We start from the raw sequence: 22,634 nt of genomic DNA, 5'->3' as shown, positions 1-22,634 counted from the left end.
CGGCTGGGCTGCGCGGCGTCAGACGGTGCCGGCGGGCGGCCAGACGCCGATGATGAGCGCCATCACGACCACGGTCACGAACTCGTGCCCGATGTTCAGGATCGTGAGGCCGGGCGGTCGCCCCTCGAACACGTCGTGCGTGATGAAGCGCGCGGCGGTGAACCCCGCCCAGAGCATGAGGCCCGTCGTGATCGCCATCAGCAGGTAGTTGCCGCCGAGCGCCTGCCACGCGACCTGGGTCGCGATCGCGAGCACCCATGCCGAGATGAAGCTCACGATGAGCGTCGTGAGGATCGGCCCGACCGCTCCGCGGTCGCCGGAGTCATCGACCTTCGCGACCCGCATCCAGTAGTTGCCGAAGACCTTCGGCGTGTACCAGATCGATCCCACGAGCATCGTCGACAGCGTCGCGACGATCACGGCCCAATAATTCACGTCGATCAGCATTTCAGCCTCTCCCGCGACCCGCTCGGGCCCCTGTGGTCGGCAGTCTAGACCCGCGTGCAGCCGCGCCGCGGTATTCTCGTGGTCGCACATCCGAAAGCGAGCCCATGCCCGACAGTCCGCTCTCCGCCTCACCGTACGAGGTGCTCGGTGTCGCGTCCGATGCCGACGACGCGACGCTGCGGCTCGCCTATCGTCGTGCGCTCCGGAGCGCCCACCCCGACACGGGCGGCGATGTCGTGCGCTTCCATGCCGTGCAACTGGCCTGGGAGCTCGTCGGCACTCCCGACGCGAGGGCGCTCTTCGATCGCGGTGCCCGCGGCGGCGCCCCCGTTCCGAGCCGCGAGGCGTGGGCCCCGGCCGCACCGAAGCCGCGCCGCGACTCGCGTCCGCTCGCACGAACCTACGGCCACCCCGGCGGGCTGTCGCGCGAGCGCTACCTCGGCCTGATCCGGGAATGGGCAGGCCGCGGCGTGACCGTCGCCGACCCCTACGACCCCGCGCTCGTGCGGAGCGCGCCCCGCGACATCCGCCACGTGCTCGCCGACGCCCTCGCCGAGGAGGCGAGCGCCCGCGCGCTCTCGACGCTCGGCATCGCCTACACGGTCTGGCACGACGTCGCGACGGATGCCGCCGGCCACGGCCTGCCGCCGAAACTCGATCACCTCGTGCTCGGCCCCACGGGGCTCTTCGCGATCCAGTCCGAGGACTGGGGTGGACCGGTTGCCATGAAGCGCGGCGAACTCGTCGGTGCGGCGCTCGACGGCGAACGCCCGATGCGCGCGCTCGCCGCCCGTGCGAAGGCCATCGGGCGGGCCGCCAAGGTGAAGCCGACCGCCCTCGTCATCGTCGTGCCCGACGAGCACGCCGAGGAGTCCCTCGAACTCGGCGGCACGAATCGCGGTGCCGTGGTCGCGCTCGTACGCCGCTCGCGCCTCTCGAGCGCGGTGCGCGAGGGCCTGCCGGGATCGGCCCACCTCGGCGGCACCGAGGTCATGGAGGTGCGTTCGCGCCTGCAGGCCGTCGTGCGCTTCGCCTGACCTGCCGAGCGGCGAACTCGACCCCGGGGCGCAGGCGGTGTTGGATGGGGGGATGCCCGCATCACGCACCGACGCCTACATCGCCGACTTCGCCGAGTTCGTCCGCGCCTCGCCGTCGTCGTACCACGCCGCAGCCGAGGTTGCCCGGCGACTCGAGGCGGCCGGCTTCGACCGACTCGACGAGCGCGACGAGTGGCCGGCCGGCGGCGGCCGCCACGTGGTCGTGCGCGACGGCGCCGTCATCGCCTGGGTGGCACCGGCATCCGCCGAGGCCGCGACGCCGTTCCGGGTGCTCGGCGCCCACACCGATTCGCCCTCGTTCAAGCTGAAGCCGCGCCCGACGACCAGCTCGGAAGGCCTGCTGCAGGCGGGCGTCGAGGTGTACGGGGGGCCGCTCCTGAACTCCTGGCTCGACCGCGAACTCGAGCTCGCAGGGCGCGTCGTCACCGACGACGGCGCCACGCACCTCGTGCGCAGCGGGCCGATGCTGCGCATCCCGCAGCTCGCGATCCACCTCGACCGCGAGGTCAACAAGGGGCTCGCCCTCGACAAGCAGCGGCACATGCAGCCCATCTGGGGCGCCGGCGCCGAGGGCGACATCATGGGCGTGCTCGCGGCCTCCGCCGGTGTGGCGGCCGATCGGGTCGTCGGCCACGACGTGCTCGTCGCCGACACCCAGCCGCCCGCCCGGTTCGGCCTCGACGACGCGCTGTTCGCGTCGGGCCGCATGGACAACCTGAGCTCCGTCTACGCTGGACTCGTCGCCCTGCTCGCCGCTCCGAGCGATGCCGCGCACGTCAGCGTGCTCGCCGCGTTCGACCACGAGGAGCTCGGTTCCGAGTCGCGTTCGGGGGCGAGCGGCCCATTCCTCGACGACGTGCTCGTGCGCATCGGCGCCGGGCTCGGGGCCGGCGACATCGAGCGGCGGCGGGCCTACGCGGCATCCTGGATCGTCTCCTCCGACGCGGGCCATGCCGTGCACCCGAACTACCCCGACCGGCACGACCCGGCGAATCGCCCGGTGCTCGGCGGCGGCCCGCTGCTGAAGCTGAACGCGAACCAGCGCTACGCGAGCGACGCCGAGGGCACCGGCTTCTGGGCATCGGTCTGCCGGCAGGCGGGCGTCGCGACGCAGCCGTTCGTCTCGAACAACTCGATTCCCTGCGGCACGACCATCGGCCCGCTCTCGGCGACCCGACTCGGCATCCGCACGGTCGACGTCGGCGTGCCGCTGCTCTCGATGCACTCGTCGCGCGAGCTCGCACACGTCGACGACCTCGTCGCCCTCGGCGCCGCGGTGACCGCCTTCTTCGCGGGCTGAACCGGAGCTCCGCGGGCTCGCACCCCTGCGCAGGGCCGGGTGGCCGGGAGTGGCGGGAAGTCGCGCCACGACGGCGCGATTTCCCCTGCCCTCGACCGTCGACGGATGACAGGGTGAACAGCATGACCGAGACGATCACGGCCGCAACGCCCGCCGCACCGACCGCATCCGCCCTCTTCGCCCACGTCGCCACGAGCGACGCGGCGATCGCGCACTTCCGTGATCGCCTCGAGTTCGAATCCGACGTCTCGGATGTCGCCGCCGCGCTCGCCGGCGGCGACCCAGGCTTCGTGCTCGTCGACACGCGCAACGATGCCTCCTGGGCTCAGGGTCACGTGCCCGGCGCCGTGCACCTGCCCGGGCGCCGCATCGCGGCCGACGCGGCCGAGCTGATCCCCGCGGGCACGCCGATCGTCGTCTACTGCTGGGGTCCGGGCTGCAACGGGGCGACGCGTGCTGCGCTCGAGTTCGCGCTGCTCGGCCACCCCGTCAAGGAGATGCTCGGCGGATTCGAGTACTGGGTGCGCGAGGGCTTCGCCTACGACTCCGTCGACGGGCCGGCGCAGCTCGACGCCGACCCGCTCACGAACATCGCCGAGGCGGGGCTCGGCGGGCGCGCCGTCGTCGACGGCGCCATCAGCTGCGCCTGCTGACGCGGGCGCATCGAGCACGGGCGGGCGCCGGCCGGGACACCGGCGCCCACCCGGCAGTCATCATGCGGCCGTGGCTGCTCGCCTCACCGCAGCGGGCCGCGCCGGCTCTCGAGCCACATCGTGTGTTCGCGCAGGCCGTTGCGCACGGCCGCCTTGATGATCAGGTAGCCGATCCAGAGCATGAGCCCGAGCACGGCGAGATAGATCAGGAGGCCGATGACGAGGCCGATGAGGCCGGCGCCCCAGAACAGTTCGGGCATATTCGGGTCGGGGGTGTCCATCTGCACAGCGTGGCAGACGCTCGCGAGTCGCGCGAGAGTCCCGATCGGGGGACACGACGTGCGAACCGCGCGGCGGTCAGCACTCGATGACGTTGACCGCGAGGCCGCCTTCGCTCGTCTCCTTGTACTTCGTCATCATGTCGATGCCCGTCTGCCGCATGGTCTCGATGACGGTGTCGAGGGAGACCACATGGGTGCCGTCGCCGTGCAGCGAGAGCCGCGCGGCGGAGACGGCGGTCGACGAGGCGATCGCGTTCCGTTCGATGCAGGGCACCTGCACGAGGCCGCCCACGGGGTCGCAGGTGAGGCCGAGGTGGTGCTCCATCGCGATCTCGGCGGCGTTCTCGATCTGCCGAGGAGTGCCGCCGAGCACGGCGCACAGCGCGCCGGCGGCCATCGCACACGCGGAGCCGACCTCGGCCTGGCAGCCTCCCTCAGCGCCCGAGATCGACGCGTTCTTCTTGACGAGGGAGGCGATCGCCGCCGCGGTCAGCAGGTAGCGGCGGATGCCGGCGGCATCCGCGCCCGGGACGAACTTCAGGTAGTAGTGACCGACCGCCGGGATGATGCCCGCCGCGCCGTTCGTCGGGGCGGTGACCACCCGACCGCCTGAGGCGTTCTCCTCGTTGACCGCGAGCGCGAACGCCTGCAGCCACTCGGTCGAGGTGTCGCGCAGGTGCTCGTCGCGGTCGTACTCCTCGAGACGCTGCCGCACCTGCGATGCGCGCCGCCTCACGCGGAGGCCGCCGGGCAGCGTGCCGTCTGCCGACAGGCCGTTCGCGACGCACTCGGCCATCGCCGCCCAGATCGCGTCGAGGCCGTCGTCGATACCCTGCTCGCCGTGGACGGCGACCTCGTTGAAGCGGGCCACGTCGCAGAACGAGACGCCGTGCTCCTCGCAGAGCGCGAGCAGCTCGTCGGCGGTCGAGTAGGGCAGCGGATGCCGCAGCGCCTCGGCCTCGGAGGCGGTCTCGCCCTCGCGGCGGATGAACCCGCCGCCGACCGAGTAGTAGGTGTCTTCGGCGAGCGGCAGCGGGTCGTCGCCCCATGCCTGCAGCGTCATCGCGTTGGGATGGCCGGGCAGGCGGGTGCGGGGGACGAGCGCGACGTCGCTGCGGAGCATCCGGATCGGGTGCGTGCCGGCGATGCGCACCTCGGCGCCGTCGTCGCCGAGCGCCGACCAGGCGCCGCGCACCGCGTCGGGGTCGCAGTCGTGCGGTTCGAGGCCGGCCAAGCCGGCGATGACCGCATCGGGGGTGCCGTGACCGAGGCCGGTGGCGCCGAGCGAGCCGTAGAGCGAACACGTGATGCGGGTGACCCGGTCGAGCACGCCGTCGCCCGCGAGTCGCTCGGCGAAGGCCCGTGCGGCGCGCATCGGGCCGACGGTGTGGGAACTCGAGGGGCCGATCCCGATCGAGAAGAGATCGAGGGCTGAGACGAACGCTGTCACCCCTCAAGGCTACGCCGGGCGCCGCGCAGCGTTGTGCCGGGAATTCGCAGAATCATGCGCATGCGGCGACCGACGCGCTCGTTCGCCGCGCTATCGGGGACGTTCGCGCAGGCCCACGTTTCGGACGTCGCAGCGCTGCCCGTCGGCCTGCGCGCGGCTCGTAGGCTGGATGACGATGCAGCACCTCACTCCTCCCTTCGTCATCCGCCCGATCGGCGACGCCGAAACCACGATCGAACCCGCCCTCATCGCTCGGGCCTTCGAGGCGGGTCCGTACGGGCACCTGCCGGTGAGCGAGGAGCGACGTGCGCTTCAACGAGACGTGGCGGGGCGCGCGGCATCCGGTGCCGTGCTCGTGGCCGTCGCCGACGGCGGCGACGAAAGCGGCGACGGCGCGCAACTGCTCGGCACGGCGAGCGTGCTGCGTGCGGGCACGCCGTACTCGCGGGTGGCAGTCGGCGAGGAGGCCGAGGTGCGGCTCGTCGCCGTCGACCCCGCAGCGCAGGGCGCCGGCATGGGCGAGGCCCTCATGAGGGCGAGCATCGAGACCGCCCTGGGCTGGGGTGCCGATGCGTTGCTGCTCGACACCGGTGAGCGCAACCTCCGCGCGCAGGCCCTCTACGCGCGGCTCGGCTTCGACCGGCAGCCCGATCGCGACGAGCATTTCGGCGACGTCCTGGCGTTCGCCTACCGCTTCGCCCTGCAGGACCGGGCCGACATCCGCGTACGACTCATGCGTCCCGACGAGGTCGAGGCGGTCACCGAGCTCGTCGAATCGGCGTACGCGAGCGACTTCGAATTGAATGACGCGTATCGCGCCGACATCGTCGCGGTGGCCGAGCGCGCGCGCGACCACCAGGTCTGGGTGGCGACGGATGCCGCGACCGGCGCGCTGCTCGGCACGGCATCCACCCCCGTGGCGGGCGCGGCGATCTCGCCGCTCGCGCGAGACGGCGAGCTCGACTTCCGCTTCCTCGGCGTCGCCGCCGACGCCCGTCGCCGCGGTGTCGGCGAGGTGCTCGTGGCGCACGTGATCCGGCTCGCGCGAATCCGCGGCCTCGAGCGAGTCGTGCTGAACACCGGGCCCGACATGCTCGCGGCGCAGCGGCTCTACGACCGTCTCGGATTCCAGCGGATGCACGAGCGCGAGTTCACGTTCGAGCGCCCCGACGGCACGAGCTTCCTCATGATCGCCTACGGGCGCGACCTCGAGGCATCCGCCGCCTGAGCGCCCGTCGCCGAGGTCAGCGCGCGGCGATCGGTGTCGTGCGCGCCATCCACTGCTCGGGCTGGTCGAGCGGACGGAACCCGAACCGTTCGTAGAGGCCGTGCGCGTCGGCGGTCGTCAAGCCGATGCGTCGGAGCCCGAGCGGTTCGAGCGTCGCCATGACCTGCTCGATGAGCGCCACGCCGATGCCTCGACCGCGGGCCTCGCTGTCGACGAACACGTCGCACAGCCAGGCGAAGGTGACGCCGTCGGTGATGACGCGCGCGTAGGCGAGCTGCGCGCCGCTCGCACCGTCGTAGATGCCGTAGTTGCGCGAAGCCGCGACCGCCGTCTCGAGTGCCGCACGCGAGCGGCCCGCAGCCCAGTACGACTCGTCGGCGAGCCAGGTGTGCACCCGATCGAGGTCGATTCGTGCGGGGTCGGCGGAGAATTCGAAGTCGGCGGAGTCGTGCATTCCCCGATGCAATCGCAGCGGGGCACGTGGGGCAACGGCCAATTCGCGGTCGGTGGCCCGCGCCGCTCCGGGAGCCTGCGCCGCTCTGGGAGAATGGTGCGATGTCGACGACTGCATCGCACCGGCCCGAACGCTCATCATGGGGCAGGCGCGCGGTTCGCGTGCTGCTCGCGGTGCTCGTCGTGCTGACCCTCGTCGTCGTCGGGTTCCTGGTCTGGGCGAAGACCGTGATGCAGGGCGAGCGACCGGCCTCGCTCGAGGCATGGACCGATGAGCGCGTGAGCATCGAATCGTTCGACGACTCGATCGTCATGACGCCGGTCGACGACGCATCCGATCGCGGGCTCGTCTTCATTCCCGGCGCCAAGGTCGATCCCTATGCGTACATGGCCAAACTCGTCGACGCGGTGGCTGAGACCGGCACGACGGTGGTCATCACCAAGCCGATCCTGAACCTCGCGTTCTTCGACCAGCGGCCGCTCGAGACGTTCACCCGCCACGCGCCCGAGGCGTCCGAGTGGTACGTGGGCGGCCACTCGCTCGGTGGAGTGCGCGCGTGCATGATGGCGGCCGACGAGGAGGTCGCCGGCGTCGTGTTCTTCGGCTCGTACTGTGCGAACGACCTGAGCGGATCCGGACTCGCCGTGCTCAGCATCTCCGGCAGCGACGACGGGCTCAGCACTCCCGACAAGATCGAGGGCGCGGCGCACCTGCTGCCCGCCGACGCGACCTTCGTCGAGATCGCCGGCGCCAATCACGGGAGCTTCGGCGACTACGGAGTGCAGCCCGGCGACGGCGTGGCGACGGCCTCCGACCGCGAGGTGCGCGACGAGATCACGCGTGCGCTCGCGGAATTCTGGGGCGAGTAGGGGGAGGAGCGCCGGGCGAACCGGGCGTCGCTACAGCCGACGCGGGAGTGCAACGCCGTTCCGTTCGGCGATTTCAAGCAACTTCAGTTGACAAACTGAGATAAGCAACCTAAGTTGCTTGCATGACCCCGTACATTCCGGACCCGACCGGTGCCGAAGCCGACGACCTGGCCGCCGTCGTCGCCCTGCGCGAGCTCGCCGACCGACTCGAGGACGCGGCCGTCGAGCGTGCGATGCGCTCCGGTTGGAGTTGGACGCAGGTCGCCGAGGCGCTCGGCGTCACCCGTCAGGCCGTGCACAAGAAGCACCACCGCCGGCTCGAACTGGCCGGCATCGAGCTGAGGAGGCGCAATGCCTGACCGTCTGGACGACGACGCACTCGATCCGACGCTGAAGCAGGTCATCATCAACGCCATCGACGAGGCGATCGACCGCGGCGCGTCGAGCGTCGAGGCCGAGCACCTGCTGCTCGCGATCTCGGCCGGCCACGACTTCGCCGGTCGCACGCTCGCCGAGTTCGGTCTCGACCACGACGGCGTGGACGCCGCGCTCCGCGGTGAACGCGAACGGTCGTTGCGTGCAGCCGGCATCGAGCCCGTCGCCGAGGAGCGACTCGTGGCGACGCGGAAGTCGCGACCGACCTGGGGAGCCACGGTGCGCGAAGCGCTGCGACGCGCTGACTTCAAGACCCACCGGAAACGTGGCCGCGCGGAGCGTGAACGACTCGCCGTCGCCGACGCGCTCGTCGGCATCCTGCGCGCCGATCTCGGCACCGTTCCCCGTGCACTCGCCTACGCCGGCGTCGATCGAGCGGCGCTCATCGCCGCCCTCGGTCGAGCCTGATGCCGCGCTGATGGCAGGGGCAGAGCTGATGGCAGACGAGGGGACGACGGTGAACATCGATGAGCTCGCGATCGAGGTCGAAGGACTCCGACTGCGGTACGGCGCGACCGACGTGCTGCACGACGTGTCGTTCCGGGTGCACCGAGGCGAGGTGCTGGCCCTGCTCGGCCCGAACGGAGCGGGCAAGACGTCGACGATCGAGATCCTCGAGGGGTTCCGCATGCGATCCGCCGGTCGCGTCGACGTGCTGGGAACCGACCCTGCGCGAGGCACCGAGCAGTGGCGTGCCCGCATGGGCATCGTGCTGCAGTCGTGGCGCGACCACCCGAAGTGGCGCGTGCGCGAACTCCTCGCGTTCCAGGGCTCGCTCTACGAGCCCTATTCGACGGAGTCGATCCGCCGGCCGTGGGAGGTCGACGACCTCCTCGCCGCCGTCGGCCTGTCCGAGCAGGCCGATCGGCCGATCAAGGTGCTCTCGGGCGGCCAGCGCCGCCGGCTCGACGTCGCGATCGGTCTCGTGGGGCGACCGGAGCTGGTCTTCCTCGACGAACCGACGACGGGCCTCGACCCGAAGGCGCGACGCGACTTCCACGAGCTGGTGCGGCGCATCCGCGACGAGTACGAGACCACGGTGCTCATCACGACGCACGACCTCGACGAGGCGGAGAAGCTCGCCGACCGGATCGTCGTCCTCGCGGCCGGGCGCATCGTCGCCGACGGCACGTCCGCACAGCTGACACGGCAGATCGCCGGGCACGACGAGGTCCGCTGGGTGGCGGGAGGCGAGCACCTCGTGCGACATGTTTCCGACTCGACCGCGTTCGCGCGCGAGCTGTTCGCTCGCGACGGGGCGGAGATCCGCGAGCTCGAGATCCGCCGGGCATCGCTCGAAGACGCCTATCTGGCGCTCGTGCGGAACGCCGAATCGGCCGCGGTCGAGCCGGTCTCGGCAGAACCGGTCGCCCCCGTGCCGGAAGCGAATGGGGCATCGCGATGACCGCCGTCGGCCCCGCGCTCCGCGCCGGCGTCGGGCGCGGTCTCATCGAACTGCGGCAGGCGTTCACCGGCATGGAACTCGTGGGCCAGTTGCTCTGGCCGGTGGCCACGCTGGTGGCGGTGACCTTCCTCCGCGATGTCGCCATCGGCGGCTCCGGCGCCACGCTCGGCACGATGATCCTGCCGGGTGCGCTCGGCATGTTCGTCGCCTTGGGCATGCTGCTCGTCGTGCAACAGCTCGCCGCTGACCGCGAAGACGGCACGCTCCTGCGCGCCAAGGCGACGCCCAACGGCATCCGCGCCTATCTCGTGGGCAAGCTCGTGCAGATCTCGGCGACGATCCTCGCGTACCTCGCCATCGTCCTGATCCCCGGTGTCTTCCTCGTCGAGGGCCTCGAGATCGCCGATCCGAGCTCGTGGATCACCTTCGCGTGGGTGCTGGCGCTCGGTCTCGTCGCGACCCAGGCCATCGGGGTGCTCCTCGGATCCATGATCGCGACGCCGCGCGGCGCCGGGTACCTCTCGCTCCCGATCCTCGGGCTGATCGCGATCTCGGGCATCTTCGCCCCGATCACCGGCCTGCCCGAGTGGTTGCAGTGGATCGCGCAGGTGTTCCCGATCTACTGGCTCGGTCTCGGCATGCGCGCGTCGTTCCTGCCCGACGGCGCGGTGGTCGTCGAGATCGGCGAATCGTGGCGGCAGCTCGAGACCGCGGCCGTGCTCGGCGCCTGGGCGATCGTCGGGCTCGTGCTCGCGCCGATGGTGCTGCGGCGCATGACACGTCGGGAGTCGGGATCGCGCGTGGCCGAGCGCCGCGAGCAGGCGCTGCGGCGGGTCGGCTAGCGCTCGACCCGCACTCGTCAGCGAACGGTCTTGCGCGCCGTGATCTGGCCGGTGTCGAAGCCGAGCAGGTGCAGGCCGCCGTGGAAGCGGGCGTGCTCGACCTTGATGCAACGGTCCATGACGACGGTGAGCCCCTGCTCTTCGCCGTAATAGGCGGCCTCCTGGTTCCAGATGCCGAGCTGCACCCAGATGGTCTTCGCGCCCGAGGCGAGCACCTCGTCGACGACCTGCGGGATGTCGGAGCCGCGGCGGAACACCACGACGATGTCGGGCACCTCGGGCAGGTCGGCGAGGCTCGCGTAGGCGGGCTGGCCGAGGATCTCGGTCTCCATGGGGTTCACGAAGTACAGCCGGTAGTCGCTCGACTGCTGCAGGTACGTGCCGACGAAGAAGCTCGAGCGCTGCGGCTTCGGCGAGGCGCCGACGATCGCGACCGACTTCGCCGCGTTCAGGATCTTGAGCCGCTGCTTCGCATCGGGCCCGGTCCAGGTCCGCTGCGACTTCAGCAGCTTCGCGAGCGGTGAGCTCGCGGGCAGTTCGCACGAGAGCCCGTTGACGAGGCGCACGGTCTCGAGGTCGTCGCCTTCGAGGGCAGCGGATGCCGCGCCATCCGTCTCGTTCAGCGCCGTCGTCTGACTCAGCACCGCCGTGCTCGTGGCTTCTGCGGTCATCGTGCTGCTCCCGTCGCGATCGTGAGGGCCTGGTCGAGGTCGTCGATGATGTCCTCCACATCCTCGATGCCCACCGACAGTCGCACAACCCCGGGCAGGACGCCGGCGTCGACGAGCTGCTGCTCGGTGAGCTGCGCGTGCGTGGTGGATGCGGGGTGGATGATGAGCGTCTTGGCGTCGCCGATGTTGGCGAGGTGGCTGGCGAGGTTGACGTTCTCGATGAGCGCCTGACCGACGGCTCGGCCGCCCTTCACCTCGAAGCTGAACACCGAGCCCGGGCCCTTCGGCAGGTACTTCAGTGCCCGGTCGTGGTGCGGGTGGCCGGGCAGGCCGGCCCAGAGCACGCGTTCGATGCGCGGGTCGGCGTCGAGCCACTCGGCGACGGCGCGGGCATTGTCGATGTGCGCCTGGATGCGGTACGGCAGCGTCTCGACGCCCTGCGCGAGCAGGAACGCCGAGTGCGGTGCGAGGGCGGGGCCGATGTCACGGAGCTGCTCGGCGCGGAGCCGCGTGAGGAACGCGTACTCGCCGAAGTTGCCCGACCACTGGAGGCCGCCGTAGCTCGGCACCGGCTGGCCGAACAGCGGGAACTTCTCGGAGTGCCAGTCGAAGCGACCGGACTCGACGACGACGCCGCCGAGCGTCGTGCCGTGCCCGCCGAGGAACTTCGTGGCGGAGTGGGTGACGATGTCGGCGCCCCACTCGATCGGGCGGTTCAGGTAGGGGGTCGCGATCGTCGAGTCCACGATGAACGGGATGCCGTGGGCGTGCGCGACGTCGGCGAGCGCCTCGAGGTCGGCGATCTCACCCGAGGGGTTCGCGATCGTCTCGACGAAGAGCGCCTTCGTCGTGTCGGTGATCGCCGCGGCATAGTCGGCGGCGTCGGCCGATTGCACGAACGTCGTCTCGATGCCGAAGCGGCGGAGCGTGACGTCGAGCTGGGTGATCGAACCGCCGTAGAGGTTCGCCGAGGCGACGATGTGGTCACCGGTTCCCGCGAGGCTCGCGAAGGTGATGTACTGCGCGCTGAGTCCGGAGGCGGTGGCGACGGCGCCGAGGCCGCCCTCGAGGCTCGCCACGCGCTCCTCGAAGCTCGCGACGGTCGGGTTCGCGAGGCGCGAGTAGATGTTGCCGTACTTCTGCAGGGCGAACCGCGCCGCAGCATCGGCGGTGTCGTCGAAGACGAACGCGCTCGACTGGTAGATCGGCAGCGCGCGAGCGCCCGTCACCTGGTCGGGGATGTTGCCCGCGTGGATGGCGCGGGTCTTGAAGCCGTATTCGCGGTCTGCCATGCGGCAACGCTACTGCGGGCCGCTGCGGGCGCGGTTCGACGGCGTAACGCAGGGCAACGGATGTCGCGGAGGGCGCGCGCCGCACGCGATACCGTGGGGCTCGTGATCCTCGAACACGCGCTGCTGCCCGTCGTCCCCGGCCGGGAGGCCGACTTCGAGACGGCATTCGCCGAGGCGAAGTCGATCATCGCCGCCATGCCCGGCTTCATCGACCTGCGCCTCTCGCGCTCGATCGAGACGCCGAACGAGTACCTGCTGCTCGTGCAGTGGGAGAGCGTCGAGGCCCACGAGGTGGGGTTCCGCGGGTCGGCCGAGTACGGTCGCTGGCGCGAGCTGCTGCATCGGTTCTACGAGCCGTTCCCGGTCGTCGAGCACTTCGCCGAGGTCGCGCGCGCGCGCTGAGCGGGCTGGTGCGAGCGGTCGTGAGCCGCGGCTTCCGCTCGACCTGCTGCACATGGCCTGCACAGGCTGCGTTGCTAGCATCGTGACCAGGTCGCCGACTGCGGCCCCGGACGAGGGATCAGTACCCGGAACGCGACAAGACTGGCCACAGGAGTGAACAAAATGGCCTGGGTCATCCTCATCGTGTCCGGCGTGCTCGAAGCCGTCTGGGCCACCGCGCTCGGCAAGTCCGAGGGCTTCACGAAGCTCTGGCCGTCGGTCATCTTCTTCGGCGCACTCGCCCTCTCGATGGGCGGACTCGCCTGGGCCATGCGCGACATCCCGACCGGCACCGCCTACGCCGTCTGGGTCGGCATCGGTGCGGCGCTCACGGTCGTCTGGGCGATGGTGACGGGCGAGGCGGATGTCTCGTGGATCAAGATCGCCCTGCTGGTCGGGCTCGTCGGCTGCGTCGTCGGCCTCAAGTTCGTCGACGGCGGCAGCCACTAGGCGCGAAGGGCGCCGACAACGCCGCGAGCGGATCGACCTGGACGCCGCCTGCTACGGCGCCGACGCCCGACGCACCAGCCGGTACGGCGCCTGCTCCACCCGCGTCGGCGAGGCGGGGTCGTCGACGAGGCGCAGCACGGATGCCACCGCGAGACGCGCGAGTTCGCGGAGGTCGGGCGCGATGGTCGTGAGCGGTGGCGTCGCGAACGCCGACTCGGGTGCGTCGTCCCAGCCTGCGACGGCCAGCTGGGACGGTACGTCGATCCCGGCCTCCCGGAGGGCGCGGAGCGCGCCGATCGCGAGCAGGTCGTTCGCGCAGACCAGTCCGTCCAGCCCATCGAGTCCTCGTGGGCGGGTGAGCAGAGCACGGGTGCGGGCGTAGCCCTCCTCGCGCGAGTAGTCGCCTTCGGGGGAGTCGCGGTTCCACGGCGAGATCTCCAGCACGTCAGCCGGGTCGGGCTCGAGGCCTGCCCGCCGGAGCGCCCAGCGGAACCCCTCGAGACGGAGGTCGGCGGCCGCGGCGCCGCTCGCGGCATCCGGCACCGCGCCCAGGAAGCCGAGGCGGCGCCGACCTGACGCGATGAGGTGCGCGGTCGCATCGCGCGAGCTGGTGACGCTGTCGACGACGACCCGGTCGACGCGCGCCGTTCGGATCCGCTCTCCCAGCACGACGAGCGGAGTGCTGCCGCGCGCCGCGGCGAGCTGGTCGTCGCCGATCGACATCGCGCTCAGGATGACGCCGTCCGTGAGCAGCGTTCGGTACCCCGCTACCGCGCGGAGTTCGCGCTCGGGATCGCCGTGCGTCTCGTCGACGACGACGTCGTACCCTGCCTGTTCGGCCGCGCCGACCACCGCGTGCGCGAGCTGCGCGAAGTACGGCAACGACAGGAACGGCACCGACAGCGTGAGCAGGTTGGTGCGCCCGACACGCAGCTGCCGCGCCGCGAGCTGCGGCCGGTAGCCGAGCTCCGCGATCGCGGCCTCGACACGGGACTTCGTCGCCTCGCTCACCGGGACCTTGCCGCTGATCACGTTCGAGACGGTGCGGTAGGAGACGCCGGCGATCGCCGCGACATCCTTCAGCGTCGGCGCCGCCGCACGCCGCGCGGACCCGCGCCCCTCTGCGCCGCTCACCAGCGGTTCCTCACGTCCTCGGCCCAGCCCAGGAGCCCGGAGACCTCCACGCGTTCGCCGTCGGCCAGCACCCACCCCGAGTAGTGCCCGAAGCACTGATGCCCGTGCGAGCCGAAGACGATGAGCTCGGTCGCGCTCACGCGGTCCCAGAACGGCTCGAAGCGCAGGTCGGCGGATACCCCGTGGATGCGCCACGGCGCCAACCAGTCGCGCTCGTCGTACTCCCAGTCGAGCTCCTCCTCGATCTTCGAGAGTCGTCCGTCGACGACGACCGCGTTCTCGGTCGAACCCGTGCGGTCGGTCCACTTTCCGCCGAGCTGCAGGCCGATCGTGCGGCCGTTGACGGTGCCCGAGGCGGCACCCCAGTTCCACACCATGCGATAGGGCCAGCGGCCTCTGCCGTGGTCGAGCACTGCCCAGCTCTCGCCGGCAGGCAGTTCGATTCGCTCACGGCGGGCCTCGGCGGCGTCCAGCTCGAGCCAGCCGGTCGCGGGGCGAGCGACGTCCTTCACCGTGTACTGGAATCGCCTCGTCGACCACGGAACGACGACGCCGAGACGCTCGTGCCCCTCGGGCAGCTCGGCCAGGATCTCGAGGCGCGCGCCGTCGACCTCGGCGCGGAGCAGGGTGCCGTCCTCGACCTCCTCCACATCGATCGAGATGCCCTTCGCCCGCGCCCGCGCAGGTCCGTCGCCGAGCGATGCGGGCAGCGTCGTCCCGCCGCCGAAGGGCACGATCGCCGAGCGATCGAGTGTCGCCCCGGTTCGCCGGTCGTGCACGAGGACCGCGTGCACCGCGGCGTAGTCGATCGACGAGACCGTGAGCGCGATGAGGTGCGTGGGCGTGGTCACAGCCCAGTACTCCCAGCGCTTGTTGCGTCCCCAGACCCGGCGTCCGTCGATGCCGGAGGTGTCGTGCAGCGGCGTGCGGCTCCAGCCGACTGCGGCGGGGTTCAGGCTGCCGTCGGGCAGGCACAGGGCGACGGGGGTGGTGAGCTCACGCTCGACGATGGTGCGGGGCATCCTGGACCTCTGGTTCGAATGGAGACTCGGTGGGGGCAACGGGCGATGCGGTCGGTGAGGCGGTGGAAGCGGGGGCGACGGCGGTGGCGAAGCGCGCCGCGAGCTCGGCGTTCACCTCGCGCACCCGGTCGGCCCGAAGCTTCAGCACGGTCCGGTCGGCGGTGACGAGGCCGTTGAGCTCGTCCTCGACGTCGCTGAGCTGCGTGTAGACGTAACCGCTCAGCCCGGCGTCGACGGCGGGTCCGACCTCGATGCGATGCAGCGCGACGAAGGCGTCGGTGAGATCGTCGATCGTGCGGTAGCGGCGGTAGCCGAACTCCCGCGGACCGAACTCGTGGCCGGGCAGTCGCAGGCTGTAGCCGCCGTACTCCGAGACGACGATCGCCCGCCGCTCGGTCCGCCACGCCCGCTCGGGCCTGATCCGGCGGAAGTACACGTGGAGGCTCCGCAGGTCGCCGCCGCCCTGGTCGTGCCATCCGCTCGCGTGATCGATCACCCGATCGGGGTCGAGCGCGCGCAGCCGGTCGACCGCGTCGAGCGCGTCGAACTGGCCCCAGCCTTCGTTGAACGGCACCCAGACGACGACGCTCGGCGCGTTGCCGAGGAGGCGCACGGTCTCGTCGAGCTCGGTGCGGAAGTCGGCCCGGCCCGCGGCGTCCTGCCGGCCGAACAGTCGGTGCCGTCGGTCGTCCAGGCGCAGCGGCAGCTTCACCGGCACGGTCACGACAGCGGGGTGGTATCGGCGGCCGCCGTTCACGAGATCCTGCCAGACCAGCATGCCGAGACGGTCGCAGTGGTGGTACCAGCGCAGCGACTCGACCTTGATGTGCTTGCGCAGGGCGTTGAAGCCGAGCGACTTCATCTGCTCGATGTCGTGCACGAGCGCCGCGTCGGATGGCGGCGTGTACAGGCCTTCGGGCCAATAGCCCTGGTCGAGCACCGCCGCGTGCAGGATCGGCTCGCCGTTCAGCATCAGCCGGGGGCGGCCGTGCGCGTCGGCCGCGACGCCGACCGAGCGCATGCCGAAGTAGCTCTCGACGCGGTCTTCGCCGAGCCTGACTTCGAGGTCGTAGAGGAACGGGTCGTCGGGGTGCCAACGGTGGGGGCCGGGCAGCGGCAGGCGCATCGGCCGGCCGGCCGGCCCGGTCGCTCGCGCGACCTCCCGGCCGGCGTCGAGGACGACCACCGTCGCCTGGGGTGCGTCGGCCGGGCGAGGGCGGTCGGATGGCACGGGCTCGGGCTCGGACCCGCCCGCGCCGACCTCGACCAGCACTTCGACCTGCTCCTCGTCGAGCAGCGGCCGAACGCGGAGCTCCCGCACGTGCACCACCGGCACCCGCTCGAGCCACACCGTCTGCCAGATGCCGGATTGAGCGGTGTACCAGATGCCGCCCCGGCGAAGCGCCTGCTTGCCGCGGGAGTGGTAGGACGTGTCGCTCGGATCGACCACGTCGACGACGAGTTCGTGCTCGGCGCCGTCGCCGAGCGGGGCCGTCACGTCGATCGTGAACGGGAGGTAGCCGCCCGAGTGCTCGCCGACGACCTCGCCGTCCACGATGACCCGGCATCGCTGGTCGACGGCACCGAAGTGGAGCAGCAGCCGGCCTCCGTCGGCCCCGCCCGGGACCTGGACCGTCCGCCGGTACCAGAGACGCTCGTCGGGCTGCAGCTGACGCCCCACGCCGGACAGCTCGGCCTCGGGGGAGAACGGGACGACGATCCCGCCCTGCCACGTCTCGGGGATCGGCGGCGCCGCGATGTCGGCGCCCGCGGTGAACGCGTACGACCACACGCCGTTCAGGTTCAGCCAGTGCTCCCGCACGAGCTGCGGCCGGGGGTATTCGGGCAGCGGGCGCTCGCGGTCGAGGTCGCCGGCCCAGGGCGTGCGCCGGCTCATGCGCGGTCCGCCGGGGTTGCGGCCAGGGCCTTCTCGCCGCGCCGCAGCATCCGTGCACGCAGCATCGCGAGCGGTGGCACGACGACGAGCACGACGGCCGCCGCCAGGAAGATCTCGGGGCCGGGCACCGGGTGCGAGACGCCGAGGTCGACGTAGGTGTGGTCCGCGCCCGAGATCACGGCGGCGCCGATCGCCGGGCCGATCAGCATCGGAATCAGGATCGCCATGATCATGCGAGCGCCCTGCACGCCACCCGCCCGGTCTTCGGGGGTGCGGTCGCGCGTCATCGCGGAGACCGCGGCCACGGAGGCCATCATGCCGGCCATCATCACCGTCGCGGCGGCGATGACGCCGGTCATCTCGCGCACGAAGGTCATGGCGATGAGGCCGGCGGCGAACGCTCCGACGGCGTACGGGAGGAACCGGGGCTTGCCGATCCGGTCCATGAGGCGCCCGCCGGCCACGCTCAGCGCCGAGGCGAGCAGCAGCACGACGCCGAGCACGATCGCGTATCCGTCGAGCGCGAGCGAGTAGCGCAGGTAGATGAGCACGTACGGCAGGAAGACCTGCGAGCTGATCCCGACGACCGTCCAGATCGCGAGCGTCAGGAACAGGGCGGGTTCGCGTCGGACGGTCTGCGGACGAAGCCCCTCGAAGATCGCGCGCAGCACGCCGTGCGGGTGCTTCGCCACGCCGCGGTCGCGGACCAGGAACCAGGCGGCGATGCCGGTGATCACGGTGATCCCGCCGACGATGCCGAAGAACAGCCCCCACTGACCCGACTGCGTGAGCGGGTCGAGGAGCACGAAGACGAGCAGCATGCCGATGAGCGGCATGATGGCGAGCCATCCGTCGACGCGCCCGCGGTTGGCGGGCACCGTCGAATCGGTGACCCACGCGGCGAAGGCCGCATCGTTCGCGCCGGAGCCGATGAAGCTCATGACGCAGTCCAGCGCGATCACGGCGATCACGGCGGTCGCGGTCGCCGCGGCGGCGGTCGATGCACCGGATGCCCCGTCCGAGAGTGCCCCGGACGCGCCTCCGCCGACCAGGCCGAATGCGGCCGTGACGAGACCCCAGACGATGTAGCCGATGGCGACGAACTCGCGTCGACGGGCGAGTCGGTCCGACCAGGCGCCGAAGAGCAGCGTGGCCGCCGTCGCGGCGACGGCGCTCGCTGCGACCATGATCGCGATGATGGCGGGGTCGGTCGAGATCGTGTCGTAGACGAACAGGTTGAGGTACATGTTCTCGATGACCCAGGCGAGCTGCCCGACGAGTCCGACGGCGAGGATGGCCGTCCACGTGCGGCCGCCGAGATGCGGGGCGCGGAGCGCGTCGATGCGCCGAGTGCCGATGGTGTCCGGGGTGGGCATGTGCGGTGGTTGCTCCTCGCCGGTTTCAACGTTGAAACCGCGACCACGATAGCACCGGCACGACCCCACGACCGTCGTCCTGAGAGGCCAGGTCGCCGACGCAAGGAGGCCGTCGCGACGCCTCAGATGTCAAGAATGCTTGACACAATGTCGAGAATTCTCTACATTGGCAATGTCAAACATTTCTGACATTTCGAGGAGGACCACATGTCGTACGAGGAGAAGGGCACGTGGGTCTACCTCGTGGTCGCCGTCGTGGGCAGCACCGTGTACCTCTCGCTCATGCTGCCGCAGCTGCTGAACGGCACCGCGGCCGAGCAGATCGACTACGTGCCGGCCATGCTCTGGGTCATCGGCGGCGCGATCGTGGCCTCGATCATCGGGCGCATCCTCGTCGAGATCCTCTCGCCGAGCGAGAGCACGCGCGGCGATGTGCGCGACAAGGAGATCGACCGGCTGGGCGAGCGCGTCGGCAGCTCGTTCGTGGTGATCGGCGCCCTCGGCGCGCTCGTGCTCGCGATGTTCGACGTCGACGGCTTCTGGATCGCGAACACCGTCTACCTCTGCTTCGTGCTCTCCGCTGTCGTCTCGAGCATCACGAAACTCGTCGCCTACCGCAGGGGAGTGCCGACGTGGTGAAGCCGACGAGGGTCACGAACGACATCCGCTCGCTGCGGTTCCGGGCCGGCGAGATGACCCAGGCCGAGCTCGCGAAGCGTCTCGGCGTGACCCGGCAGACCGTCATCGCCATCGAACAGGGGCGCTACTCGCCGTCGCTCGAGATGGCATTCCAACTCGCGCGGATCTTCGGGGTGCCGCTCGACGACGTCTTCCAGTACCCCGATCACGACGCGGCGACGGACTCGGAGGAGTCGGCATCATGAGAATCGCAGTGTACGAACGATACGGTCCGCCCGAGGTGCTGCACCTGCAGGAGGCAGCCGAACCCACGATCGATGCGAGCGAGGTGCTCGTGCGGGTCGAGGCGAGCACCGTCGGCCCCTCCGACAGCGCCGGGCGCAGCGGCACCCCGCGCTTCGCCCGCCTCTTCTTCGGACTCACGAAGCCGAAGCACCCGGTGCTCGGCTCCGACTTCGCCGGCGTGGTCGAACGCGTCGGCAGCGACGTGACCCGGTTCGCGCCGGGCGACCGGGTCTTCGGCACGTTGGCGCCGTCGATGGGCGCGCACGCCGAACTGGTCGTGATCGCCGAGGACGCACCGATCGCGCACCTCCCCGCAGGGCTCGACGCCGCAGGGGCGGTCGCGACGGTCGACGGGTTCCTCACCGCACTGCCCTTCCTCCGCGATCTCGCCGGGGTGGCGCCCGGCCAGGTCGTGCTCGTCAACGGGGCGTCCGGCACGGTGGGCTCGGCGGCGGTGCAGCTCGCGAAGCACTTCGGTGCGACGGTCGTCGGCGTGTGCAGCGCCGCGAACGCACCGCTCGTCACCTCGCTCGGGGCCGATCGGGTGATCGACTACACGCGCGAGGACTTCACCGAGGCCCGCGGGGCATACGACGTGATCTTCGACGCGGTCGGCAAGCGCTCGTTCGGCGCCGCCCGCCGCGCGCTCGCACCGCACGGCATCTACCTCACGACGGTGCCGTCGGCCGCGATCATGGTGCAGTGGCCGCTCACGCGCTGGTTCAGCCACGGGCGGCGGGCGGCGATCGCCTTCACGGGGCTCCGCGACATCCGGCTCAAGGCGGCGGAGCTCGCCCTGCTCGTCGAGCTCATCGATGCGGGTGCGTTCGTGCCGGTCGTCGATCGGGTCGTCCCCTTCGACGACATCGCCGACGCGCATCGCCGCGTCGACACCGGGCACAAGGCCGGCAGCGTCGTAGTCGCGATGGCGCCCGCGGCGTCTGCGTCGTCGCCTGCTCCGTCTCCGAAGCCGGTCGCGGCATGAGGGCGATCGTGCAGCACCGCTACGGCGGCCCCGACGAGCTCGCGCTCGCCGAGGTCGACGTGCCGGAGCCCGCCGCCGACGAGGTGCTCATCCGCGTCGAGGCGGTCGCCGTCAGCATGGGCGACGTGCTGCTCATGCGCGGCGAGCCGCGAGCGGTGCGCCTCGCCTACGGCATCCGGCGACCGAAGCGGCCGATCATCGGCCGGGATGTCGCGGGCGAGGTCGTCGCGGTCGGCTCCGCCGTCACGCGGTTCGCGGTCGGCGACGCCGTCTTCACGGAATCCGACCAGGGCGGCTTCGCCGAGTTCGTCGCGGTCCCCGAGCGGTTCGTCGCCGCACGGCCCGCCTCCGTCGACGCGGTGCACGCCGCGGCCGTCGTCGTCTCGGGCACGACGGCGTTGCAGGGCCTGCGTCTCGCGGGCGTGACGGCCGGGCAGCACGTGCTCGTCAACGGCGCCTCCGGCGGCGTCGGCGGATTCGCCGTGCAGCTCGCGAAGGCCCGGGGCGCCGAGGCGACCGGGGTCTGCCGCGGGGCGAAGGCCGAGCACGTGCTGGCGATCGGCGCCGATCAGGTGATCGACTACACGGCCGAGGACTTCACCGCGAACGCCGGTCGCTACGACGTCGTCTTCGACCTCGTCGCGGACCACCCGCTCGGTCGCGTGCGCCGCTCGCTCACGCCACGGGGCACCCTCGTGCTGTCGTCTGGCCGGGGCGGCACGGTGCTCGGACCGATGCGGCGGATGGCCGCGGCATCACTCACCTCGCCGTTCGTGTCGCAGCGGCTCCGCCCGCTGGCGGCATTGCGCAGCGGCGACGACCTCGCCGAACTGGCCCGGCGCATCGACGCCGGCGAGCTGCGCCCCGTCGTCGACCGGGTGTTCCCGCTCGAGCAGGCGGCCGCCGCGGTCGCCATGCTCGAGTCGGGCGGGGTGCGCGGCAAGGTCGTCATCGCCGTGAGCGCCGGTGCAGGCGCTCAGCCGAGCAGCACGGCGCCGTAGGCGAGGCCCGCGACGAGCACCCACGAGGTGAGGCCGACGACGAGCGCCCGCCATCCGGTGCTCGCGAGCTCGCCGAGCCGGATCGAGGCGCCGAGTGCGAAGAGCGCCATCGCCAGCAGTGCGGTCTGCAGGGTGTCGGCGCCCGACAGCAGCCACTCGGGCAGTGGCACGAACGTGTTCAGCAGCACGGCGGCGAGGAACCCGGCGACGAAGAGCGGCACGATCGCCGGGCGCGGGCCCTCGACCTCGACCGCCCGTCGCCGCTCGACGGCTGCGGTGATCGCGACCATGGGGGCGAGCATGAGCACCCGGGTGAGCTTGACGACGACGGCGACGGCGAGGGCGGCGGTGCCGGCGATCTGCGCGGTCGCGACCACCTGGCCGACGTCGTGCACGCCCGCCCCGACCCAGTGCCCGAACTGCACGTTCGAGAGTCCGAGCGGATGCCACAGCGCCGGCAGCACCGCGATCGCGAGGGTGCCGCACAGGGTCACGAGGGCGACCGGCACGGCCTGCTCCTCGTCGCGGGCGCGCACCGCCGCGCCCATCGCACCGATCGCCGACGCGCCGCAGATCGAGAACCCGCTCGCGACGAGGAGCGGCTGGTGGCCGGGCAGGCCGAACGCCCGGCCGAGGCCGATCGTGCCGACGAAGGTGATCACGACCACCGCGACCGTCGTCGCGATCGTGACCCAGCCGAGCGAGGCGATGTCGACGAGGCTGAGTTTCAGTCCGAGCAGCACGATGCCGATGCGGAGCAGCCGACGGGCGGAGACCCGCAGTCCGGGCGCGAGCGGGCCGGTGAGCGCGACGCGGAGCGCCGGGATCTGGCCGACGACGATGCCGAGCGCGACCGCAGCGGTGAGCAGCGGCACCGCGGGGAGCGCGAGATGGCAGAGCCATGCGATGAGGGCCGCGGATGCCGCGACGACGAGTCCCGGCAGCAAACGACGCACCTCACAACGCTAGCCGACGGCTGCCGGTCTCGATCGGCGGCGGCCGATCGTCGTCGGTCCGCG

Annotated in this window: 26 protein-coding genes and 1 riboswitch; of the genes, 15 read left to right on the top strand and 11 right to left on the bottom strand. The window is 71.4% G+C overall.

The window, feature by feature from the left end:
- Window positions 1-18: 18 nt before the first annotated feature.
- Window positions 19-447 carry a DUF1761 domain-containing protein gene (locus tag JOE59_RS11060; protein ID WP_204460505.1) on the bottom strand — a complete coding sequence of 143 codons (429 nt, stop codon included), beginning with the start codon at window positions 445-447 and terminating at the stop codon, window positions 19-21.
- A 104-nt stretch (window positions 448-551) separates the two neighbouring features.
- Between JOE59_RS11060 and JOE59_RS11055 the strand changes: the two genes are divergently transcribed.
- The 3 genes from JOE59_RS11055 to JOE59_RS11045 all read left to right on the top strand — a co-directional run bounded on the left by JOE59_RS11055 (window position 552) and on the right by JOE59_RS11045 (window position 3,458).
- Window positions 552-1,484 (top strand): DnaJ domain-containing protein, encoded by a 933-nt coding sequence (locus tag JOE59_RS11055; protein ID WP_204460503.1) that lies wholly within the window; start codon window positions 552-554, stop codon window positions 1,482-1,484.
- 52 nt (window positions 1,485-1,536) lie between these two features.
- Complete coding sequence (locus JOE59_RS11050; RefSeq protein WP_204460501.1) at window positions 1,537-2,805, top strand: M18 family aminopeptidase; 1,269 nt, start codon at window positions 1,537-1,539, stop codon at window positions 2,803-2,805.
- Window positions 2,806-2,927: 122 nt separating this feature from the next.
- The gene (locus JOE59_RS11045; protein ID WP_204460499.1) at window positions 2,928-3,458 is read left to right on the top strand and encodes a rhodanese-like domain-containing protein; all 531 of its coding nucleotides are present in this window, start codon (window positions 2,928-2,930) and stop codon (window positions 3,456-3,458) included.
- An 83-nt stretch (window positions 3,459-3,541) separates the two neighbouring features.
- Here JOE59_RS11045 and JOE59_RS11040 read toward each other — a convergent pair whose 3' ends face one another.
- Together JOE59_RS11040 and JOE59_RS11035 are read right to left on the bottom strand one after the other, a co-directional pair.
- Window positions 3,542-3,739 carry a hypothetical protein gene (locus tag JOE59_RS11040; protein WP_179552451.1) on the bottom strand — a complete coding sequence of 66 codons (198 nt, stop codon included), beginning with the start codon at window positions 3,737-3,739 and terminating at the stop codon, window positions 3,542-3,544.
- 76 nt (window positions 3,740-3,815) lie between these two features.
- Complete coding sequence (locus tag JOE59_RS11035) at window positions 3,816-5,189, bottom strand: L-serine ammonia-lyase (RefSeq protein ID WP_204460497.1); 1,374 nt, start codon at window positions 5,187-5,189, stop codon at window positions 3,816-3,818.
- A 175-nt stretch (window positions 5,190-5,364) separates the two neighbouring features.
- Between JOE59_RS11035 and JOE59_RS11030 the strand changes: the two genes are divergently transcribed.
- Window positions 5,365-6,417 carry a GNAT family N-acetyltransferase gene (locus JOE59_RS11030; protein WP_204460495.1) on the top strand — a complete coding sequence of 351 codons (1,053 nt, stop codon included), beginning with the start codon at window positions 5,365-5,367 and terminating at the stop codon, window positions 6,415-6,417.
- Between the two features lie 16 nt (window positions 6,418-6,433).
- Here the strand turns inward: JOE59_RS11030 and JOE59_RS11025 are convergent, their stop codons facing one another.
- Complete coding sequence (locus JOE59_RS11025; protein ID WP_204460492.1) at window positions 6,434-6,871, bottom strand: GNAT family N-acetyltransferase; 438 nt, start codon at window positions 6,869-6,871, stop codon at window positions 6,434-6,436.
- A 101-nt stretch (window positions 6,872-6,972) separates the two neighbouring features.
- Between JOE59_RS11025 and JOE59_RS11020 the strand changes: the two genes are divergently transcribed.
- The 5 genes from JOE59_RS11020 to JOE59_RS11000 all read left to right on the top strand — a co-directional run bounded on the left by JOE59_RS11020 (window position 6,973) and on the right by JOE59_RS11000 (window position 10,422).
- Window positions 6,973-7,740, top strand: a complete 768-nt coding sequence (locus JOE59_RS11020; RefSeq protein ID WP_204460489.1) for an alpha/beta hydrolase — start codon at window positions 6,973-6,975, stop codon at window positions 7,738-7,740.
- A gap of 122 nt (window positions 7,741-7,862) precedes the next feature.
- Window positions 7,863-8,099: a helix-turn-helix domain-containing protein gene (locus JOE59_RS11015; protein WP_204460487.1), complete on the top strand. Its 237-nt coding sequence runs from the start codon at window positions 7,863-7,865 to the stop codon at window positions 8,097-8,099.
- Window positions 8,092-8,583 (top strand): Clp protease N-terminal domain-containing protein, encoded by a 492-nt coding sequence (locus JOE59_RS11010; RefSeq protein ID WP_204460485.1) that lies wholly within the window; start codon window positions 8,092-8,094, stop codon window positions 8,581-8,583. The genes JOE59_RS11015 and JOE59_RS11010 overlap by 8 nt, the downstream gene beginning before the upstream one ends.
- A 28-nt stretch (window positions 8,584-8,611) precedes the next feature.
- A complete protein-coding gene (locus tag JOE59_RS11005; RefSeq protein WP_204460484.1) occupies window positions 8,612-9,580 on the top strand; it encodes an ABC transporter ATP-binding protein in 969 nt (322 codons plus the stop codon).
- On the top strand, window positions 9,577-10,422 hold the full coding sequence (locus JOE59_RS11000; protein ID WP_239560210.1) for an ABC transporter permease: 846 nt from the start codon (window positions 9,577-9,579) through the stop codon (window positions 10,420-10,422). Before JOE59_RS11005 ends, JOE59_RS11000 begins: the two co-directional genes overlap by 4 nt.
- Before the next feature lie 17 nt (window positions 10,423-10,439).
- Here the strand turns inward: JOE59_RS11000 and JOE59_RS10995 are convergent, their stop codons facing one another.
- Both JOE59_RS10995 and JOE59_RS10990 read right to left on the bottom strand, forming a co-directional pair.
- Window positions 10,440-10,931 (bottom strand): CoA-binding protein, encoded by a 492-nt coding sequence (locus tag JOE59_RS10995; protein WP_374191138.1) that lies wholly within the window; start codon window positions 10,929-10,931, stop codon window positions 10,440-10,442.
- A 158-nt stretch (window positions 10,932-11,089) separates the two neighbouring features.
- Window positions 11,090-12,385, bottom strand: a complete 1,296-nt coding sequence (locus JOE59_RS10990; RefSeq protein WP_179552463.1) for an O-acetylhomoserine aminocarboxypropyltransferase/cysteine synthase family protein — start codon at window positions 12,383-12,385, stop codon at window positions 11,090-11,092.
- A gap of 102 nt (window positions 12,386-12,487) precedes the next feature.
- On the opposite strand from JOE59_RS10990, the gene JOE59_RS10985 reads away from it, so the two are divergent.
- Together JOE59_RS10985 and JOE59_RS10980 are read left to right on the top strand one after the other, a co-directional pair.
- A complete protein-coding gene (locus tag JOE59_RS10985; RefSeq protein ID WP_204460483.1) occupies window positions 12,488-12,787 on the top strand; it encodes an antibiotic biosynthesis monooxygenase family protein in 300 nt (99 codons plus the stop codon).
- A gap of 85 nt (window positions 12,788-12,872) precedes the next feature.
- Window positions 12,873-12,937: riboswitch (guanidine-III (ykkC-III) riboswitch) on the top strand.
- A gap of 12 nt (window positions 12,938-12,949) precedes the next feature.
- On the top strand, window positions 12,950-13,276 hold the full coding sequence (locus JOE59_RS10980; protein ID WP_179552465.1) for a DMT family transporter: 327 nt from the start codon (window positions 12,950-12,952) through the stop codon (window positions 13,274-13,276).
- Between the two features lie 51 nt (window positions 13,277-13,327).
- Here JOE59_RS10980 and JOE59_RS10975 read toward each other — a convergent pair whose 3' ends face one another.
- The 4 genes from JOE59_RS10975 to JOE59_RS10960 are packed head-to-tail and all read right to left on the bottom strand — an operon-like array spanning window position 13,328 to window position 18,705.
- Window positions 13,328-14,410, bottom strand: coding sequence for a LacI family DNA-binding transcriptional regulator (locus tag JOE59_RS10975; protein ID WP_204460482.1), 1,083 nt, complete (start codon window positions 14,408-14,410; stop codon window positions 13,328-13,330).
- The gene (locus JOE59_RS10970; protein WP_204460481.1) at window positions 14,407-15,432 is read right to left on the bottom strand and encodes a DUF2804 domain-containing protein; all 1,026 of its coding nucleotides are present in this window, start codon (window positions 15,430-15,432) and stop codon (window positions 14,407-14,409) included. Before JOE59_RS10970 ends, JOE59_RS10975 begins: the two co-directional genes overlap by 4 nt.
- The gene (locus JOE59_RS10965) at window positions 15,407-17,329 is read right to left on the bottom strand and encodes a glycoside hydrolase family 2 protein (protein ID WP_204460479.1); all 1,923 of its coding nucleotides are present in this window, start codon (window positions 17,327-17,329) and stop codon (window positions 15,407-15,409) included. Before JOE59_RS10965 ends, JOE59_RS10970 begins: the two co-directional genes overlap by 26 nt.
- Window positions 17,326-18,705 (bottom strand): MFS transporter, encoded by a 1,380-nt coding sequence (locus JOE59_RS10960; RefSeq protein WP_179552468.1) that lies wholly within the window; start codon window positions 18,703-18,705, stop codon window positions 17,326-17,328. The genes JOE59_RS10965 and JOE59_RS10960 overlap by 4 nt, the downstream gene beginning before the upstream one ends.
- Window positions 18,706-18,912: 207 nt before the next feature.
- Between JOE59_RS10960 and JOE59_RS10955 the strand changes: the two genes are divergently transcribed.
- From JOE59_RS10955 to JOE59_RS10940, 4 genes are read left to right on the top strand one after another with little or no spacing between them, the layout of a single operon-like run.
- The gene (locus JOE59_RS10955) at window positions 18,913-19,344 is read left to right on the top strand and encodes a hypothetical protein (protein ID WP_179552469.1); all 432 of its coding nucleotides are present in this window, start codon (window positions 18,913-18,915) and stop codon (window positions 19,342-19,344) included.
- Entirely contained in the window at window positions 19,338-19,589 is a 252-nt protein-coding gene (locus JOE59_RS10950; RefSeq protein ID WP_159441005.1) for a helix-turn-helix transcriptional regulator, read from the top strand. Before JOE59_RS10955 ends, JOE59_RS10950 begins: the two co-directional genes overlap by 7 nt.
- The gene (locus JOE59_RS10945) at window positions 19,586-20,614 is read left to right on the top strand and encodes an NAD(P)-dependent alcohol dehydrogenase (protein ID WP_204460477.1); all 1,029 of its coding nucleotides are present in this window, start codon (window positions 19,586-19,588) and stop codon (window positions 20,612-20,614) included. Before JOE59_RS10950 ends, JOE59_RS10945 begins: the two co-directional genes overlap by 4 nt.
- Window positions 20,611-21,615, top strand: coding sequence for an NAD(P)-dependent alcohol dehydrogenase (locus JOE59_RS10940; RefSeq protein WP_204460476.1), 1,005 nt, complete (start codon window positions 20,611-20,613; stop codon window positions 21,613-21,615). Before JOE59_RS10945 ends, JOE59_RS10940 begins: the two co-directional genes overlap by 4 nt.
- Here the strand turns inward: JOE59_RS10940 and JOE59_RS10935 are convergent.
- Complete coding sequence (locus JOE59_RS10935; protein ID WP_204460475.1) at window positions 21,591-22,571, bottom strand: YeiH family protein; 981 nt, start codon at window positions 22,569-22,571, stop codon at window positions 21,591-21,593. The genes JOE59_RS10940 and JOE59_RS10935 overlap by 25 nt on opposite strands.
- Between the last annotated feature and the right edge of the window lie 63 nt (window positions 22,572-22,634).

The sequence above is a fragment of the Agromyces cerinus genome, from assembly GCF_016907835.1.
Taxonomy (GTDB): domain Bacteria; phylum Actinomycetota; class Actinomycetes; order Actinomycetales; family Microbacteriaceae; genus Agromyces; species Agromyces nitratus.
The sequence above is the reverse complement of the archived record's forward strand: the minus strand, read 5'-3'. Positions and strand labels throughout refer to the sequence as shown.